Here is an 18655-nt window from a genome sequence, read left to right on the forward strand (position 1 = left end):
TAAATAAAAAATCATCCCATTACTTTTATAAAAACATCTACTATCTTTGGATCAAATTGTGTTCCGGCACATCTTTTTAATTCTGCCAAAGCTTCCTCCTTTGTTCTAGTTTTTTGATAACTCCTTTTAGCAGTCATTGCCTCATAGGCATCGGCTACAGAGATTATCCTCCCTTCTAAGGGTATTTCTTCTCCTTTTAATCCCCTGGGGTATCCTTTACCATCCCACCGTTCGTGATGACAGAGGACAAATTCCGCCATAAGCCGATATTCATCTATAGAGCGGAGTATTTGGTAACCTATTTCTGGATGCCTTTTTACCTCCTCGTATTCTTCAGGGGTTAACTTAGAACTCTTATTTAATATCTCCGGTGAAACCGTTATTTTACCTATGTCGTGCAATGCCCCTGCACCTTTTAAAATTACAATTTCCTTTTCTGTTAAATTTAAAGCCTTACCTATAGCTTCACAATATTGGGAAACCCTTTCAGAATGGATTTGTTCTTGAAGATACTGACTGTTTATTGTCTTTAATACATTTTCTACTATTTCTCCACCAATTGATTTCCCTCTTTTTAATTTATCTTTATACATATTATGATCTGCCAATTTATAGATTTCCCCTAAACTTTCAACTATCTCTTTTTTAATAGCATAGCCAATAGCGAAGGATACAACTACTGATTCTAATTTACTTTGGGCTCCTTTTCCTTTAATCTTTTCTATTAGTTCTTCCACTATTGTTTCATTTGTGTTAGGGAGTAAAATGACAAATTCATCTCCCCCCATCCGACCAATGATACTTTGGGGTGGACAACACTGGGTTAATATATTTGCCACTAATTTTATTAGTCTATCCCCTGTATCATGGCCAAAAGCATCATTGGTTATTTTTAGTCCATTTATGTCTATTACAATTATACCTAAAGGAAGACTATATTCATTGTCTAGTCTTTTTAACTGTTCTACTATATAACGGCGATTATATAGTTCTGTTAATTCATCGTAATAACTTAAGAACTCTATTTTTTTCTGTCTTTCTATTTTTTCTGTACAATCTCTAAATACAGTAATTTCACCTATTACCTCTCCTTTTTGATCTTTGATAGGTGATTTATTTTTTTCTATATAAATGATCTTCTTATCTTTTCTCTCAATTTTAATAGCATTTTCTTCCCTAGCTATAACCTTGATTATTTCATAAAATTTCTTCCCTAGTGCTTCTTCCCTTTTCCATCCCGTTATTTTTTCAGCCCCAGGATTGAACAAGTTTATGTAGCCCCATTTATCGGTAGATATAACTCCTTCTCCTATCCCCAGTAATGTCGTACGAAGATACTCTTTTTCGAAATGGAGGATATCTTCCATCTTTTTTCTTTCTGTCATATCTTCAACTATCCCCATACCACCAGTAATCTCCCCACCATCTGTAAAAATAGGGGCAAATTTAGAAAATACATAAATTGTTTTACCACTGGTTTTAGAAGTATATAATCCTTCATAATAGGCATTTTTTCCTTCTAACGCCTCCCTAGTACCCCTTACTACCCCTACATTATCAAGACTGAAAATATCAGTACCTAATATTTTTTCCTTTGTTGAACCTAAAATTTCAATAAAGGCCCCATTACAGTCAGTAATTACTCCACTGCTGTTAAAATAAAAAATCCCTACTGGAGAATGATTAAAAATATTCCGATATTTACTTTCACTTTCCCTTAAAGCCCTTTCTATCGCTATCTTTTCTTTTTCTTTTTGCTGCCTTTCTAGCAATAACCCTAACTGATTAGCAAATATTTCTGCTACAGTTTCGTTCCTAAATTTTGTTCCTTTAGGCATAATTATGGTAAAATCTCCAAACATCCTTTCCCCTTCCATTATCTTGACCACTGCAACTTCACCAATACTAAACATATTTTGTAAAGTTGTTACAATACCCTTTGGTATAACATCCCCTGTTAAATCTTCTAATTTTGGAAAAATAGTGGTTACCTGATTTTTTATTTTTTCTGCCCTAATTTTATCATGTTGCCACTCTTTCCCCTCTAAGGTAAATCCTAAGATTTTCACAGCTTTAGTTAAAATCTCACCCTTAACTGAGATAGCTTTTGTTACAAAAGTTTTGCCATCATCCCCATATATATTAAGGGCTACCGCCAAAGAATTAACGATACTAGCAAAATCATCGGTTATTTTTTTGTAATTTATTTCTTTATTATTGTACTGAATAAAATCATTATAATATTTTAAAATTAATTTTAAAGCTTGTCCTTCTTCATAATATGAAGTTATATCCCGGGAAGTTAAAAATATCCCCTTTTCTTTATCACCACTAATGATTTGTGCTATAGTTTCTAACCAAATATAACTATTATCCCCTTTTCTATAACGAAAAACTACCCTTGTTTTTTCAATTTCACCACTAACTAACCTATCGAATTCACCCTTTATTAGGGGAAGGTCTTGGGGATGGATTAGACTTAAAGCGTTTTTCCCCATTAATTCTTTTACTTCATAACCTAAAACCTCATGGTATTTACCTAACCACTTAAAATTTCCAGTAAAATCGAGAATTGCAACTATTTCTGAAATCTTTTCCGTTAGATGTTTAAAATGTGCTTCCTTTTCTTTCATTACATTCACCCTTCTTAACCATAAACTAATTTTACTTTAACTCCATAACAAAATATAAATAATCTGGTTTCCAATCAAACCAAGTTTCAAAACCTAAGCCAATTAACTTATCTTTAATCTCTAACTCCTCTTCCAACAATGTAGTACAGGGAATTTGTCTAATAAAAATCAAATTTTTCATTAATTATATCATTATTTAACTGTTTTGTGATGAATAAAAAAGCAAATCACTTAAAATATTTAAGTAATTTGCCTTTAATAGTTGTGTTCATTAAATTTCTATTTACCAAAACCGTTGGTATTTAACCCTAGTACCTTTATATATTCTATATAGGGATCTTCTGTACCTTGAAGAAGGGTTTCCTCTTCTTTTAACAATTTAATATATTCAATCATTTCTTTAGTAATCCTCTCCCCTGGGGCAACAACGGGTATTCCAGGAGGATATGCCATAATTGACTCACCACTGATTTCTCCTACTGCATCATCTAATTTAACCACCCTTTTACTACTGTAATATGCATCCCGGGGTGAAACAATAACAGCAGGGTTTTTTAAGACATTGGTGATCATCTTAATTTCTTCATCTTTTCTATATCTAAAAGCAATATCCTTTAGAGCATTAACTAAAGCATTTAATGATTGTTCTGTATCTCCTAAACTAACTATAGCCATAATATTATAATAATCTGCTAATTCCACCTGAATTTTATAATCATCCCTCAAGATATCATAAACTTCGAAACCAGTTAATCCTAACTTCCTGACATTTACACCAAGCTTTGATTCATCAAAATCATATACCCCTGGATTACCTACTAATTCTTTACCAAAGGCATATAATCCATCGATTTTATTTATTTCCTCTCTAGCTTTTCTTACCAATTTTAATACCCTATCTAATAATTCTTGACCTTGGGTAGCCAGCTGTTTACGGGCCACATCTAAACTAGACATTAGTAAATAGGATGCACTGGTAGTTTGGGTCAAGTTAAGGTTTGCTTTAACTGTGAAGGGATCTATTATCCCTTTTTTTAATAATAAAAGGGAACTTTGTGTTAATGAACCTCCAGTTTTATGAAGACTTACTGCACTCATATCTGCCCCCAATTCCATGGCAGAAGGGGGAAATTCTTCATGGAATCCCATATGGGCTCCATGGGCTTCATCTACTAGTACCGCCATAGAATGTTGATGGGCTATTTCTACAATTTCTTTGATATTTGATGTTGCTCCATAATATGTGGGATTTATAAGAAAAATAGCTTTAGCATCTGGGTGTGCTTTGATCGTTTTCTTCACCCGTTCCACAGTCACTCCCATGGCTATACCTAAATTCTCATCTATTTCCGGTTGAATATAAATTGGTATTGCTCCACTTAAAATAATGCCAGATATAGCTGACTTATGAGCGTTTCTAGGGATTATGATTTTATCCCCTGGTTTGCAAGCACTCATAATCATTGTCTGGACCCCAGAAGTGGTACCATTGACCAGGAAGAAACTGTGATCTGCACCAAAGGCTTGAGCTGCCAAGTCCTCTGCTTCCTTGATTACTCCAATAGGATTACAAATATTATCAAGGCATTTTACAGAATTAACATCTAACTCCATAAGGGTAGTTCCTACATATTCAGTAAATTCCTTTATTCCCTTACCTTGCTTATGACCTGGTACATCGAAGGGCACTATACCACTTTTACTATATTCTTTTAATGCTGTAAAAAGAGGTGTTTGATTTTGTCCTTTATTTTTCAACTTTAATTACTCCCTTATAAGTTTATTTTTAATATTTTTACCACTGCTTTAATCAAATACACAAGATGAATTTTAGCAAAAAAACTCTTTTTTTAAAAGGGATTTTTGTTAAATTTATATCTAATAATTTTAACTTTAATTCTATCTTTGATAAATTATTTCTCCATTAACCATCGTCATTTGTACTTTAATATCCTTTATCTCTTCTTCTGGGATTTTAAAAATATCTTTATCTAATAAGATTAAATCCCCTACATATCCCGGCTTTAACCTTCCCTTTACCCTTTCTTTATGCTCATTAAATGCACTACCTAATGTATAAACATCAATGGCATCTTCTAATTTCATCTTCTCACCTAAGTTAAATCCACCCCTCGTTACAGCAAAATACAAATTGATAAAGGGATTGCAATTTTCTACAGGTCCATCAGTACCAAAACTTATTGGTGCTCCCAGTTTATATAAAGTATTGAAGGCATATGAAGTATTGGCTAAATCTTCTCCTACCCGTTCCTTCACAATTTTCCTGTCATAATCTAAAAAAATTGGCTGATACATGACAGGAATCTTTAATTTAGCAATCTTTTTTAACTGTTCCCTTGTAGTTATTTGGCAATGGATAATACCATGGCGAAGATAATTGTCTTTATTCCCCCATTTTTCAATACTATCTTTATAGACATTGATAACCCTTTGAACAGCTCCATTACCAATGGCATGGATTACTACTCTGATTTTATTTTCAGTTGCCAATTTTACAAAATTAGACAGCTCCCTTTCAGTTAATACCTCTACTCCTTTGTTACCCGGTGCATCTTTATAATCTTCTAGCATCAATGCAGTCCTTGCCCCTAAAGAACCATCACAAAAAAGTTTTAGACCTCCCTTTGATAAATAGATATCATCATACCCTTCTGATTTTAATTCTCCATCTATATACCGATGAAAATCTTCTATCCTTTGATAGTTAAATTGATGGCTATAGCGGATTTTTAATTTCTTTTCCTTATAAAGCCCTTTGATAATATTAAACATACATTCTGATTCCCGATTTGTAGAATCTACTACTACATCACAGGATTGAACAGACGTAACCCCTAAACTTAATAAATAATCTTGAGCTTTTAAAAATTCCATCTCCCTATCTTTATAACTTTTAGGAGGTATCAGAGAATAAAGTAAAGCCACAGCACTTTCAGTAAAAATACCATTGGGTTTTCCTTTTTCATCAAGCTCTATTGTTCCTCCATTGACAATGGTATTTGAATTTACCCCAAGGAGTTCTAATGCTCTAGTATTTCCAACTGAAAGATGACCACATACTCTATCAAAAATTATTGGAATTTCTCTGGAAATTCTATCTAAATCTTCCTTAATTAGTAACCTCTTTTCCCCAAAGATAAAATAATCCTGGTTCCAACCTCTACCATAAAGGACCTGGAGATTAGGGTTTTCCCTTAAAAAATTAATACCCCTTTGGATGACTTCTTCAATAGAATTTGTTCCCATTAAATTACAATTAAACATAGCTGCACCTATACCAGACAAATGTAAATGACTGTCGTTAAAGCCAGGAAGTACTGTTTTCCCTTGAAGATCTATAACTTTATCTCCTTTTAATTTTCCTATTTGGTCATTAGAACCAATTTCTTTAATTATACCCTTTTCAATCAATAACCCTTCACAAAATCTATTTTTCTCTACATAAATTTTACCGTTTATCAATATTACCCTCACACTTCCACCCCTCACCTTATCTTTATTTAAAAAAATAATATCAGGTTAAATACCTGTAATCAAGAAAAAAAACGGGGTATGTTGACCCCATGTTTATTGATTACATTTTTTATAATTTTAAGTCCCTTTTATTGAAGGCAGCTAAACCTTTAAGTGCTAAAAGTCCACTTATTATAATTAAAATTAACAGATTACTTAACTTCACATCTTGAGGAAAAGTTGCTATATGGGTAAAGGGGGAAATTTTTTGCACACTTTCTGGCAAATTCAATAGAGGACCAAAGAAGGGACCTAAAAAGATACTGGCAAATACAGCAATCCAAGATAAAGCTTTACTAACTTTAGGAAACAAACCGTATACAGCAGTGGAAAACCCTATAACAACTATAATACCTGTACTCTGATAAAGCCCCCCTTTTATAAACTGGCTAAGACTTTGTGAGGAGACCCCAGCTGCTAAGGCAACACTGGTAGAAAAAGCTATCATTATAATTATAGAGCTTAGTACCGTTAAAATAAGTTGGCTCAATGCCCAAGTAGTTCGACTAACAGCGGTAGCTAAAACTCCTTCAGCATAACCTTCCCTTTCCTCTGAATACATCCTCATAACTCCAGTTTTAGCGTATATTAGTAATATACTAGCCATCAATCCGATAAAGACATAGAGAAAATTTTCACTATTGATTATCATGTTTTCAAAACCTTCCATATTTTCCATGAAATCCCCAAATTCTGTGCTTGAACCTCCCATTATAGCTCCAAAGATTATCATTGGGATTGCCCAACCTAAAATCCCTTTCCTTTGTAGTTTCCATCCTAGACCTAAGGGATTTAACATCCATTGGGCAGCCTTTTCAGGTCCTTTTTTAGCGGGAATTATTCCACTTCCAATATCTCTGATATCGATCAAAGAAAAGGCCCCTTTAACTAAAATCAGAAACAAGATGATAAATAACGGTAAAATCCAAAAATTGTTTTTACTAAAGGGGTGGATTTGCTGGACCCAACCTACAGGGGAAACCCAGGTAAAAGAAGCACTTTGAAAACCTAATCCCCCTTGATTTAACTGGCCAAATACATTACTTAAGGAACTTATTAAAATTAAAAAGGCTTTTATTAAAAAAGCTAGACTAGATCCATCTCTACTCCTTGAACTTAATTGGGCTGTAATCCCTGCTATTCCAGCAAAAACTAGCCCAATACCTCCAAAGGATGTTCCAGCTGCCAAAGAACCTAATAATGGTAAACCATTGACAACAAATCCTAAGGTTATAAATACCGATAGCAAGATATTAGTTATTACTGCCACTGTTAGTGCTGCAGATAATAGGGCATACCTTCCTACTTCCATTGAAGCTAACATCTCTGTACAACCAGTATCTTCGTTATTTCTTGTATGCCTGATAATTAGTTGAATGTTCATTATTCCAATGAGAACAGTAATTATCAATGACATCCTAACTAAAAAGAAAGTGCCTAATCCATCAACATATTCGGGAAAAGCAGGGGCCATTAACAAACGCATTCCCGGAGAAGGGGAGGCCATAATAATCATTTCCGCCATATCCTGTGGGGTGAATTCCCCGTATACTGCAGTAATAAGTGTTATTAGGAAAAAAATACCTATTATCCATAAAGGTAATATTATTCTATCTCTCCTAAGGGCTAATTTTACTAAGGTCTTTGTTCCTTGAAAATCAGTATTTTTCACTCTAAATCCCTCCTCCTTTTCCATTTTTTAATAAAGCTATATCTTCACCATAATAGCTCATAAACAATTCCTCTAAAGTAGGGGGAGTACTAACCATAGATTTTATGTTAAACTTCGTCAAGTATTGAAGGATTTCATTAATTCTATTGTGATCTACTTGAAAAATCATTTTGTTATCAACTACTTTTAAATTATAAATCCATTCAAAGTTTTTTAATTCCGTTGGTTGGACCTCAGTTTCTACTTCCATGGTTATTCTAGTCATATGCCGTAAATCTTTTAAGGTACCGGTTTCTACAATCTCTCCCCGGCGAATAATTGTTACTGTATCACACAATTTTTCTACATCTGCTAAAATATGGCTTGACATTAAAATTGTTTTTCCTCTTTCCTTTAATTCCTTAACACATTCTTGAAAGATACAGGTCATTAAAGGATCTAATCCGGAAGTTGGTTCATCGAGAATATATAGATCAACATCGGAAGAAAAGGCTGCGATTAAAGCAACTTTTTGTCTATTTCCCTTAGAATATGTGCCACATTTTTTGGTAGGGTCTAAATCAAATCGTTGGATAAGCCCCTTTTTAGTTTTCTGATCTAACCCACCCCTTAACTGGCAAAATAAATCAATAACTTCTCCACCGGTTAAATTAGGCCAAAGATGAACATCACCGGGAACATAAGCTAAGCGCCGGTGGATATCCACTGAATCTTTCCAAACATCTTTACCAAAGATTTTGGCAATACCACTGCTTTTTTTTAACATTCCCAACAATATCCTAATTGTTGTGGTTTTACCAGCACCGTTGGGACCTAGAAAACCTAGTACTTCACCTTTCTTTACATTTAAATTGATTTGATTTAAAGCGCGGAAATCGCCATAGTATTTTGTTAGCCCTTTAATTTCAATTACATTCATGATAACACCTCCAAATTTTTTCTAGTTTAATTTTAACTTGTTCAACTTTTTTTCTGACCTGCCAAAAGTTAGACTTTTTTAAAATAATTCCTTACTAAAAGCAGGAATAATTGTTCCTATGTTGAAAATAATTATAAACTCCTTAAGGATGGGAGATGAAATTTATGCAGGAATTTCTAAAAACTAAAGTTATTGTTCCCCCATTAAACACAAAGGTGGTACCCCGTTATGAACTTGTAAACAAATTAAATGATAATTTACAAGTTGGAAAAATGTTTTGTCGTAAATTAACCCTTTTTTGTGCCCCTGCCGGCTATGGCAAAACTACATTAACAAGGATATGGTTGGAAAAAGAAAAAGAAAGTACAGCTTGGGTATCCTTAGATGAACATGATAATAGCCCTTCACTGTTTTGGGGCTATATAATAACTGCTCTACAAAAATTCGACAGGAATTTAGGGAAAAATATCCTTCACTTTCTTAATTCCAATAATTATTTTACTGAGTGGTCATCTAAAAGCATTATAGTCCCATTATTAAATGAGTTAATGGAAAGGGAAGGGATAATGTATTTAGTCCTTGATGACTATCATTTGATAACAAACTCTGAAATTCATCAAGGAATGGCTTATTTTATTGAAAACCTACCTCCAAACCTTCATCTAGTTGTTACTACCCGTTCTCTACCACCTTGGCCACTTGCCAAGTGGAGAGCTAAAGAAAAGCTTTTAGAGGTTGGAGTTAATCAATTAAAGTTTACAATAGAAGAAATTTCTACAATGCTGAAACTATACGATAACTTGTTATTAAAAGATGAAGAAATAGAAATTTTATTAACAAAAACTGCAGGTTGGGTTACCGGCTTAAAACTAGCTATATCTTCCCTCTTATCAACGAAAGATGTGGAAGGTTTTATTAAAAAGTTTTCGGGAAATCACTGTTCTATTTTACATTTTCTAACTGAAGAAGTATTTAATAACCAAGAAAAAGAAATTAGAGATTTCCTTTTAGAAACCTCTATTTTCCAAAGATTTAATTCTACCCTTTGTGATCAAATTACTGAACGGTCCAATAGTGAAAAAATATTAGCTAAACTGGATAGAGATAACCTCTTTTTAATACCCTTAGATGAGAAAAAAAGTTGGTTTACATACCACCCTCTTTTTTCTCAAATATTATTATCAATGCTAAAAAAACATTATTACGAAAAATTTATCCACTTAAATCAAAGGGCATTTGACTATTTTCTTCAATCTAACGAACCTAGTACTGCCCTTTATCATAGCTATATAATCAATGACTTTGATAAAACCGCCTTTGTACTCCATCATTTTCCTATCGAACAATTATTTAATTTAAACCATTTGCAATTAATCCATAAATATTTCCAAAACTTCTCTTTAGATATTTTAAAAAAATATCCCCGTTTGATTTTATATAAGGCATTTATAATGCTGATATTAGGTGATATGAAAAAAGTCGAATATTACCTAAATTTAGCCAGTGAAGTTAATTCTTCAGATGAAGGTTATTTAGGTATTTTAACGACTATCCAGGTTTATTATAAAATTTATGCTGGCAAAGTTTGTTTGACAGATGTTTTAGAAACTAGTAAAAAGGCATTAAATTTATTGCCCCAAGGGGATTTCTTTTGGTCTATGGCAACAACGGTTGTCTGTGGCGATGCTTTGTTTTTTTCCGGTGAATTTAAAAAAGCCCATCATTATTACTTAAAAGCTTATTCTATCATACTGATAATCAAAATCCCTATTTCATTTTATCTACCGGAACAAAGGTCGCTATTACATTATTTAAACTTGGAAAATTAAAAGAAACGGAAGAATTAATACAAAAGTTAATTCAATTAATTAGGGAGCATGGTTTTTCTTTTATCAGTCGGGTAGGGGGTATTTGGGCTTTAAAAGGTGCAGTGGAAATGGAAAAAGGAAATATAGAAGGAGCAGAACATTATATAGAAAAAGGGCTATATTTAAGTAAACCTGAAAAACCATATTATATTTGGAACTCATTTTATAAAGTAGCTTTATTGAATTACCAGAAAAAATATCACCAAGCTTTAGAGTTAATAAATGAAATTAACTTTAACAGCTCAGAAACTCTTTCATCAGTCTTCCTTTACATTTCAGCCCTCTGGGAAAGTCGTATTAACTTAAAATTAGGAAATAAGTTTAAAGCTAAAGAAATTTTATCCTCTCTGGGGATTAAGGAAAATAGCCTCGTCCAGTATGGTCTAGAAGAAGGATATTTAATATTATTTAATATCCTATTAGAAGAAGAAAAAATTTCCGCAGCTATAGGTAAACAGTTGAAAATAATTGAAGAAAATGCCCAGTTAAAAGGTGATAAAAAGCTATATATTGAAACTTTGCTTTTATCCTCCCGTTTAGAAAAAAAATTAGGAAATAGAGAAAGGGCAGAAAAAATCTTAGAAAAGGCTAAAAAAGTGGCCGAAGATTCCGGTTATTATCAAATTATTAAAGAAGAAAAAATAAATATCCCTATACAAGTAAACAGCTCCCAAAATTCCTATGATTTAGTAGAAGATTTAACTACTAGGGAATTAGAAATTCTACAATTACTAGGTTTAGGGTTTAGTAACCAACAGATCGCCGATAAGTTGTTCCTAACGGTAGGAACAGTTAAATGGTATACCAGCAATATTTATGGAAAATTAGGGGTTAAAAGCAGAACCCAAGCTGTAGCAATGGGTAGAAAGTTAAAGCTATTTGACTAAAGTTTAAGGAGGATTTATTATGTTTACAGGAAAAAAAGTAAGATTAAGGGAATATCGGAAAGAAGATTTGAATACTGCTTTAACATATATTAATGATCCAGATATTAAACGACTCATTAACCCAGGCATCCCCTACCTGTACACTTTGGAAGATGAAGAAAGGTGGATGGCAAATAATAGTGCTACTAAAGACTGCTATTCTTTTGCTATTGAAACTTTAGAAGAAAGTAAATATATCGGTGGTTGTGGTATCAATAAAATCGATTGGAAAAATAGTTGGGCAGAAATTGGCATTTTCATAGGTGATAAAAATTATCAAAGTAAAGGTTATGGAACCGATGCCCTCCATGTTTTAATCAAATTTATATTTGAGCAACTAAATATAAATAAAATTAAACTCAATACCTTTTCTTTTAATAAGCGGGGAATAAAGGCTTTTGAAAAGGTAGGCTTTAAAGTAGAAGGAATTTTGAGAGAAGAACTTTATAGAGATGGCCAATACCATGATATATATGTAATGGCTTTGTTTAAAGGAGAAAATATGGACAACCTATCAAAGGGGCTTTAAAGAACAAATAAGGACTCATTTCATTAAATAAGACACCTTCTTTTAGAGGGTGTCTTGTTTTGTGTAATGGGGGTTATTTTGTTAATCTCTTGTAATTCCTACGAATTATAAAGTAAGAGACTAGTATGCCAATCAGAGGTATAATTATTTTTGAAACCACATTAGGTTCACCGAAAATTTTTTCCAATACATTGGCTAAAAAAGCATCTAAACCTAAAAATCCAACAAAGAAAATGCAAACAATTATAGTCAAAATGGTTTCTATTACAAATCTTGTTTTACTCATTTTTTTCTCCTTAGTAAGGACATATCCAAGTCATTCCTCTATCATAACTAACACAGCCATTTCCATTATATCCCACGAAGTAATCCCAAGTAAACCACCATCTTACTAGTTCTACAGCTCCACTCCCAACCCATCTGAGAGCATCAGCAGACCACTCCATAGATATCGCAACCCATTCCTCAGCACTTTTACCTGTAGAGTAAATAATCGTACCCCCAATAATAATCGCTACTATTATTTCATTAATTTTTACTGTAATGTTGCCATTTGAGAGTATTTGCATCTCCTCTTCTGTTAATGAATCAAAATCCATTCCATAATAAAAACAACCATTCATAGGATCGTACTTTTCCTCAACTTTAGCATTTAAGATTGATTGAATTGTATCTTGTGAAGATAGAACCTCTTCCGCTTTCGCAACTCTCCCTCCTAAAAAGCTAATACCAAGAATACAAATCAAAGCACTGCTTATTATTTTTTTGAACATTTTTCTCCTCCTTTTTTTGTAAACCCCATTAAATATATTATTCTACCAAATTAATAAATACCCTTTTTTAAAAAAATATTATTATTTTTATATTTTTAATTTCCACTAAATTTCAGCCTCTATCAAGCCTAGTATAAAAAATACAAAATCTTTAGGAAAAAGAAAACTGTTTAGATATTAATATTTAGGGAAAGAATAAAAGGTGATGGGTAACAACATCACCTTTTATATATTTTATTTTTACATTAACTTAACCTTATTGAAATCTTTTAATAATATTGATATGATAAATTGAACTTACAAAGTCGAAATACCGAGGAGATGAATAAATGCTTGTAAATACCCATGTTTTGATCGGTAATAAAGTCTATAACTATCTAAAAAGACAAGGTTTCTTTAACCTACGAAAAAACTCCTTTATTTACGGTAATATCAAACCAGATTTGTTATTACCTCTATTTTCAAGGGGCCATAACTTCAAAGAGTCCTTCAATTTCGTTTTAGAGGAAGGGGAAAAATTATCATCTTTAGAAGAAATAGAGAAGTTTTCTGTTTCCCTCGGGGTAATTAACCACTTTTTAGCAGATTTTTTCTGTGCACCCCACTATTCCAAAGAAAAATTTAATTTATCTAACCATATGAAATATGAATTTGCCCTCCACAATACTTTTAGAAAATTAGATAAGAATAAGCTGCTAACTGCAGAAAATCTGCAAATTAACAGCTTACTAGGGGGCAATATAAAGGATACTATTACTGCTTTAGAGAAGGAGTATAGAAAAAAATCTCCAAGTATCGAAAATGATATATTCTTTGCCCTAAGGGCAACTACTATCTCTAGTTACTATATCCTTAATAAATCCCCTTTTACTTTACCTTCTACCCTGGAACTTGCCGATATTTCCCACGGTTAAACTATAATGATTTAATCAATTTCAATTAACTGATAATCCATCCTTCCTAAGCCAATTTTTTCAGCATGGTGTAAAGTAGCCCGGCCCTTTTCAAAGAGCTTTTCTCCACTGGATTTTTGAACTAAATCTAAACAGGCTGTATCTAAAGCAACGGGATCTTTTCCTGCCAAAATACCGATATTTTCGGCAATCAATTCCATGGCTGTACCAACACAATCACAGTCTTTGGTGATGTTGTGAACAAAGGAAATATAAATTATATCTTTATCCTTTGCCGCTCCGTAGGCATATTCTGCCAGTTTTTCAAAAAAATTAGATCCTCCCCAGGTGTTTTTAATTGCCCCTTCAGGACAAACGGCTATACATCCAGCACAACCTACACATTTTTCTCCATCAATTATTGCTTTAGGAGCGATTTGAATTGCTTCAAAATCGCATTTATCTACACAAAGGCCACAACTAATACATTTATCTCCATTGACTATCGGTGCTATCCCTGAGTGTTGTTCTAATTTACCCCCTCTGGAGGCAAAGCCCATAGCCAATTGTTTTAGGGCTCCTCCGAACCCTGCACCACCATGGCCTTTAAAATGGCTCATTACTATAAATTGAGGGAACTTACTAAATTCCTTCCCGATTTTACACTTCTTAATATATTCTTTGTCAATTGGAACTTCATAGTAGTCTGTACCGATATCTCCATCTGCTATTATTATCGGGATTTGGGTAAAACCATGTTTTTTTGCAGTTTCTATGTGTTGTTCCTTAGTAGTTCTCGCACCTCTATATAAAACATTGGTTTCGATATAGTAGGGAGATACCCCAGTTTCTTTTAGGTAGTGAATAATCTCATCATAGCAAATTGCCGGTATAAAGGTTTTATTGCCCTTTTCTCCAAAGTGAACTTTTATAGGAACTTCTTTTGTGAATTGATGTTTGGTTTCCCTTATGACTTCCTTTAATAACCTCAGAGCATCTCGCCCTAGCTGCTGATAATCTGTTCCAGTATTTTTTATATAATAGACTTTATTCATAAAAAATTACCTCCTAAGTTATTATTTTAATAATACCCCACTTAGTATTTACCAAGTGGGGTTTTTCCTATTGTTATCCCTTAATAATATTATCAAATTTAATCATAGCTATATTAGATAAATTTACATTAAGGACATCTTCTCCGGTGATGATTCCGTTGTGGGGATGATACAAAGGGATACATGGGACATCTTCAGAGAGTATTTGTTGAATTTCCTTATAATATTCCAACCTTCTCATGGGATTAGTCGTTTCTTTAGCCAGTTTTAGCAACTTATCTAAATAATCATTTTCATAACCACATAAATTTGAAGTACTTCCTGTGACAAATAGTGGCTCAATAAATGAAGAAGGTTCCATAGCATCTGCATACCAACCATAAAAGAAAATATCATAACCCTTTTGTAGTTTTGTGGATCTATATTCTTCATTTGATACATTAGTGTATTTACATGTTAAGCCTAGTGCCTTTAGATCTTCTTCGATAAATTTTAGTACAGGATGGGTCTTCGGTCCACAAAGGATATTAACAGGTCTACTTAAATTCACCTTTTCTTTCCTTAAAATTTCTTTAGCTTTTTCAGGATTATATTCATAACCTCTAACATGGTCAGTAGGAATTAACCCGGAAGGAACTACACATTTTGCTATAGAGCCTAACCCACCTGTCAATTCATCAATTATCCTCTTTTTGTTAATTGCATAATTAAAGGCTTTCCTTACTGCTTTTTTAGTAAAAGGAGAGTCGGTATTTTTAATTTTAAAACCAATAAAGATAGTTCCTAAAAGTTCATAACTTTTAAGTCTATTGTAATATGGTGTTTCTTTGATTTCTTCTAACTCTTTTTTGTTAGATACTATGAAGAAATCATATTTTTTATTTTTAAAACTTTCTAAGGGATTATCATCTTTTTTTACTACATTTATGTAATCACAATAGGGTTTTCCACCAAAATAATTATCAAAGGCTTTAAGTTTATAACCTTGTTCATTGACCTCTTCTATCATATAAGCTCCACAGCCTATGAATCTTCCCCGTTCTACTTCTTCAGGATCCATCACAGCAAAACAAGGTTGGGATAAAAACAGCAAAAATCCACTAAAAGGAAAAGAAAGCTTAATTGATAAACTGTAATCCCCTAGTACCTTAATTCCCTTAACTTCCTGAGCTTTTCCTTCCATGAATTCTTTAGCACCTTCTATGTAATCAATAAACCAGGTGTTAGGGGAGTTGAGCTTTGGTGATAATACCCTTTCTAAAGAGTATTTGATGTGCTTTGCATAGATTTTTTTCCCATTATGGAAAGTAGCATTATTTCTAATATTAAATACCCAAGTTAAATTATCATCTTCAACATACCAGTTTTTAGCTAAAGCGGGTAATACATCTCCACTTTCACTGGTTGTAAGTAAACCGGCATGAATATTTGATAAAAATCTTACATCTTCTATACTGTTATTAATAGCTGGATCTAAACTAGGCAAAGAACCTCCAAAGTAAAATGTCAGGTTAATAGGTTCTTTTTCAACATCGGCAGTTTCTTTAATTAATTCCTTTGTCATTCCGTCTAATAAAAGAGCAACTTGACCTAAAGCCGTTAATGCTGCTTTAGTAAACTGGGTATTCATTAAAGCACTTTCCACCATTGACATTGCCTTTTCGGAGATCTTTGTCATATTATCTGTTGACATTAGTATTGCCTCTAGGCCACTGCTTTGCTCATTAATCGAACTATTTATTTCTTTCATACTGGCAATTAACTGATTTATAGATGATTGAATTTTGTTAAAAGATGTATTGGATTTTTCCGCTATCTGTGAACCCTCAATTATTTTTTCGTTACTCTTTTCAATAGCAGCAACTGTCTTTGTTACATTTAAATTGATATTCTCAATAATTTTTGAAATATCATCGGCAGATTTTGCACTTCTATCGGCTAAGACTTTAACCTCTTTAGCAACTACGGCAAATCCTAACCCAGCTTCTCCAGCTCTAGCTGCTTCTATCGCTGCATTTAATGATAATAAATTGGTTTGATCGGCAATCCCTTTTATTATACCTAAAATACTATCAATTTGTGCAGCGGCAGATTTTAATTCTGTTATTTCATTCATAACAGAAGTTATTGATTTTTTAATTTCTTCCATAGCTTCTAAAGTATTATGGACAGCTTTACTACCTTCTTCTATGACATCTAAGGTATCTTTCGCTGTTTGATAGGATGTGTCGGAACTGGCAGCCAATTCCTCTGCCATGGCAGAGTAGTTGGTTATTTCATCAACAACGTGGTTAATATACTTTACTTGTTCTTCTACCCTCTTGGAAATGGCTTCAATGATACTAATTAAATTTTCCGTTTGGTTTTGGGAGTCTTTAATTCTAACATCCAAATTATGTAAAAGATTTTCTTCATTTTGTTTAAGCTTTACTAATTTTTCTTGTCCTTTAATGTGTTCTTCAGTATTTATCCGGGCTAACTCTTCATCCTTTCTTTTTTTCATCCATAATTTAAACACGGAACCATCCCCTCTCCTTATAAAAAATATTTTGATGAATCAATAATTTAAAAAATTATACCATATTTTATATTACTAATCCACCGTTAGGACTGATAATTTGGCCTGTAATAAAATTTGCTTTATCTGATGCAAGGAATAATACCAGTTCACCTACATCCCTTGGTGAACCGATTACCCCTAAAGGTGTTTCCCTTTTCAGTTCTTCCATTATTGATTCATCTATGTGGGAGATCATGTCTGTTTGAATAATCCCTGGACAAACACAATTAACTTGAATGTTAGATGGTCCAACTTCTTTAGCCAGTGCCTTGGTAAAACCAATTACTGCTGCCTTTGCAGCAGAGTAGTGTACTTCACAGGAAGCACCGGTTATTCCCCAGATTGATGATATGTTAATAATCTTACCCTGTTTATTAGATATCATTTTAGGTAAAACACTTTGGCAGCAGTTGAATATCCCTTTAACATTGACATCAAAGATCCAATCCCAATCCTCTTCAGATATATCAGTAAATAGTTTTTCTTGAGCAACACCGGCATTGTTTACTAAAACATCTATGTTGCCAAAGTAATTATATATAGTGGTAACCATTTTATCTACTTCTTTCCTGTCTCTGACATCAGCCTTTACTTTTATTGCACTGTAGTTATTATTAATTAGTTCCCGAAATAAACTTTCAGCAGCTTCTTCCCCCTGATAGTAGTTAATGGCTACATTGTAATTATTCTGTGCAAATAATTTAGCTGTTTCCCTTCCAATACCCCGGGATGCCCCTGTGATTAAGACAGTTTTTTTCATATGCTGATCCCTTCTTTTTTGTTTTTTTTATTTTACTTTTTCTTGTTTTCATCTCATTTTTTACCTTTATTTATAATTTAATAATTAGCTAGTTTCATGAACTAATAGGACAGTTTACCAGGTTATTAATTTTATTAAAATCGATAAAAATATTAAATATTTTAATAAAATTATTTATCAGTCAACACAGCTTAAGCTATGTTTACTCTGATTGGGTATAACCCCACACCCTCTATCCCCTCCGAAAATACATTGGGGAATACTTTTTTCATTATTTGATATGCTCCATTTAAATCTGCATTTATTAAAGTGCCATTATTACTCCTAAATAGACCTCTATGGATTCGTCTTGATTTGTTGTAGTTTTCTTTTATAGGCAATTCATTATCTAAAAATGATGTTCCACTTGTATAACTCTCATCTACAAGTATTACTTTTATTCCCACATTTTCTGCTTTATACATTACCTTTTTTATAAATTCTTGATGTGGTATTCCTACAAATGATTGATTAACTTTTTTATTCATTTTACT

The 18655-nt window shown here is 32.8% G+C and carries 16 protein-coding genes; 4 read left to right on the forward strand and 12 right to left on the reverse strand.

All coding sequences use genetic code 11. From position 1 onward, the window contains the following. Positions 1 to 11 precede the first annotated feature (11 nt). The 6 genes from BMX60_RS04710 to BMX60_RS04730 all read right to left on the reverse strand — a co-directional run bounded on the left by BMX60_RS04710 (position 12) and on the right by BMX60_RS04730 (position 8758). Positions 12 to 2633: a sensor domain-containing diguanylate cyclase/phosphohydrolase gene (locus BMX60_RS04710; protein WP_091349693.1), complete on the reverse strand. Its 2622-nt coding sequence runs from the start codon at positions 2631 to 2633 to the stop codon at positions 12 to 14. A 31-nt stretch (positions 2634 to 2664) separates the two neighbouring features. Further along, positions 2665 to 2814, reverse strand: a complete 150-nt coding sequence (locus tag BMX60_RS12015; RefSeq protein WP_177159702.1) for a hypothetical protein — start codon at positions 2812 to 2814, stop codon at positions 2665 to 2667. A gap of 98 nt (positions 2815 to 2912) precedes the next feature. Next, on the reverse strand, positions 2913 to 4391 hold the full coding sequence (locus BMX60_RS04715) for an aminotransferase class I/II-fold pyridoxal phosphate-dependent enzyme (RefSeq protein WP_091349696.1): 1479 nt from the start codon (positions 4389 to 4391) through the stop codon (positions 2913 to 2915). A 141-nt stretch (positions 4392 to 4532) separates the two neighbouring features. Continuing rightward, a complete protein-coding gene (locus tag BMX60_RS04720; protein ID WP_091349698.1) occupies positions 4533 to 6128 on the reverse strand; it encodes an amidohydrolase in 1596 nt (531 codons plus the stop codon). A gap of 109 nt (positions 6129 to 6237) precedes the next feature. Further along, positions 6238 to 7839: an ABC transporter permease gene (locus BMX60_RS04725; protein WP_091349700.1), complete on the reverse strand. Its 1602-nt coding sequence runs from the start codon at positions 7837 to 7839 to the stop codon at positions 6238 to 6240. 1 nt (position 7840) lies between these two features. Further along, positions 7841 to 8758, reverse strand: coding sequence for an ABC transporter ATP-binding protein (locus BMX60_RS04730; RefSeq protein WP_091349704.1), 918 nt, complete (start codon positions 8756 to 8758; stop codon positions 7841 to 7843). 164 nt (positions 8759 to 8922) lie between these two features. Here BMX60_RS04730 and BMX60_RS04735 point away from each other — a divergent pair, with 164 nt between their 5' ends. Genes BMX60_RS04735 through BMX60_RS04745 form a run of 3 tightly spaced genes read left to right on the forward strand, consistent with a single transcriptional unit; the run spans position 8923 to position 12081 of the window. After that, a complete protein-coding gene (locus tag BMX60_RS04735) occupies positions 8923 to 10587 on the forward strand; it encodes a winged helix-turn-helix domain-containing protein (protein ID WP_091349706.1) in 1665 nt (554 codons plus the stop codon). Beyond that, positions 10560 to 11513 carry a LuxR C-terminal-related transcriptional regulator gene (locus BMX60_RS12275; RefSeq protein WP_242945710.1) on the forward strand — a complete coding sequence of 318 codons (954 nt, stop codon included), beginning with the start codon at positions 10560 to 10562 and terminating at the stop codon, positions 11511 to 11513. The genes BMX60_RS04735 and BMX60_RS12275 overlap by 28 nt, the downstream gene beginning before the upstream one ends. A 19-nt stretch (positions 11514 to 11532) precedes the next feature. After that, on the forward strand, positions 11533 to 12081 hold the full coding sequence (locus BMX60_RS04745; RefSeq protein ID WP_091349711.1) for a GNAT family N-acetyltransferase: 549 nt from the start codon (positions 11533 to 11535) through the stop codon (positions 12079 to 12081). A gap of 73 nt (positions 12082 to 12154) precedes the next feature. Here the strand turns inward: BMX60_RS04745 and BMX60_RS04750 are convergent, their stop codons facing one another. After that, a complete protein-coding gene (locus BMX60_RS04750) occupies positions 12155 to 12367 on the reverse strand; it encodes a hypothetical protein (RefSeq protein WP_091349713.1) in 213 nt (70 codons plus the stop codon). 10 nt (positions 12368 to 12377) lie between these two features. Further along, a complete protein-coding gene (locus BMX60_RS04755) occupies positions 12378 to 12854 on the reverse strand; it encodes a hypothetical protein (protein ID WP_091349716.1) in 477 nt (158 codons plus the stop codon). 329 nt (positions 12855 to 13183) lie between these two features. Here BMX60_RS04755 and BMX60_RS04760 point away from each other — a divergent pair, with 329 nt between their 5' ends. Continuing rightward, positions 13184 to 13768, forward strand: a complete 585-nt coding sequence (locus BMX60_RS04760) for a zinc dependent phospholipase C family protein (RefSeq protein ID WP_091349718.1) — start codon at positions 13184 to 13186, stop codon at positions 13766 to 13768. A gap of 11 nt (positions 13769 to 13779) precedes the next feature. Here BMX60_RS04760 and BMX60_RS04765 read toward each other — a convergent pair whose 3' ends face one another. The 4 genes from BMX60_RS04765 to BMX60_RS04780 all read right to left on the reverse strand — a co-directional run. After that, a complete protein-coding gene (locus BMX60_RS04765) occupies positions 13780 to 14802 on the reverse strand; it encodes a DUF362 domain-containing protein (protein ID WP_091349720.1) in 1023 nt (340 codons plus the stop codon). A 73-nt stretch (positions 14803 to 14875) separates the two neighbouring features. Next, positions 14876 to 17320 (reverse strand): ABC transporter substrate-binding protein, encoded by a 2445-nt coding sequence (locus BMX60_RS04770; protein ID WP_091349723.1) that lies wholly within the window; start codon positions 17318 to 17320, stop codon positions 14876 to 14878. 67 nt (positions 17321 to 17387) lie between these two features. After that, on the reverse strand, positions 17388 to 18122 hold the full coding sequence (gene ymfI / locus BMX60_RS04775; protein WP_091349724.1) for an elongation factor P 5-aminopentanone reductase: 735 nt from the start codon (positions 18120 to 18122) through the stop codon (positions 17388 to 17390). A gap of 191 nt (positions 18123 to 18313) precedes the next feature. Next, a partial coding sequence (locus tag BMX60_RS04780) for a zinc ribbon domain-containing protein (protein WP_143055901.1) occupies positions 18314 to 18655 on the reverse strand: 342 nt, incomplete at its 5' end.

It is taken from the genome of Anaerobranca gottschalkii DSM 13577, assembly GCF_900111575.1.
In the GTDB taxonomy this organism is placed as follows: Bacteria; Bacillota; Proteinivoracia; order Proteinivoracales; family Proteinivoracaceae; genus Anaerobranca; species Anaerobranca gottschalkii.

Excerpts from the sequence above, each read along its gene's own strand:
- BMX60_RS04730 (WP_091349704.1), bottom strand. The coding sequence starts at position 8,758 with ATGAATGTAATTGAAATTAAAGGGCTAACAAAATACTATGGCGATTTC.
- BMX60_RS04760 (WP_091349718.1), top strand. The coding sequence starts at position 13,184 with ATGCTTGTAAATACCCATGTTTTGATCGGTAATAAAGTCTATAACTAT.
- BMX60_RS04750 (WP_091349713.1), bottom strand. The coding sequence starts at position 12,367 with ATGAGTAAAACAAGATTTGTAATAGAAACCATTTTGACTATAATTGTT.
- ymfI (WP_091349724.1), bottom strand. The coding sequence starts at position 18,122 with ATGAAAAAAACTGTCTTAATCACAGGGGCATCCCGGGGTATTGGAAGG.
- BMX60_RS04735 (WP_091349706.1), top strand. The coding sequence starts at position 8,923 with ATGCAGGAATTTCTAAAAACTAAAGTTATTGTTCCCCCATTAAACACA.
- BMX60_RS04765 (WP_091349720.1), bottom strand. The coding sequence starts at position 14,802 with ATGAATAAAGTCTATTATATAAAAAATACTGGAACAGATTATCAGCAG.
- BMX60_RS12015 (WP_177159702.1), bottom strand. The coding sequence starts at position 2,814 with ATGAAAAATTTGATTTTTATTAGACAAATTCCCTGTACTACATTGTTG.
- BMX60_RS04755 (WP_091349716.1), bottom strand. The coding sequence starts at position 12,854 with ATGTTCAAAAAAATAATAAGCAGTGCTTTGATTTGTATTCTTGGTATT.
- BMX60_RS04745 (WP_091349711.1), top strand. The coding sequence starts at position 11,533 with ATGTTTACAGGAAAAAAAGTAAGATTAAGGGAATATCGGAAAGAAGAT.
- BMX60_RS04710 (WP_091349693.1), bottom strand. The coding sequence starts at position 2,633 with ATGAAAGAAAAGGAAGCACATTTTAAACATCTAACGGAAAAGATTTCA.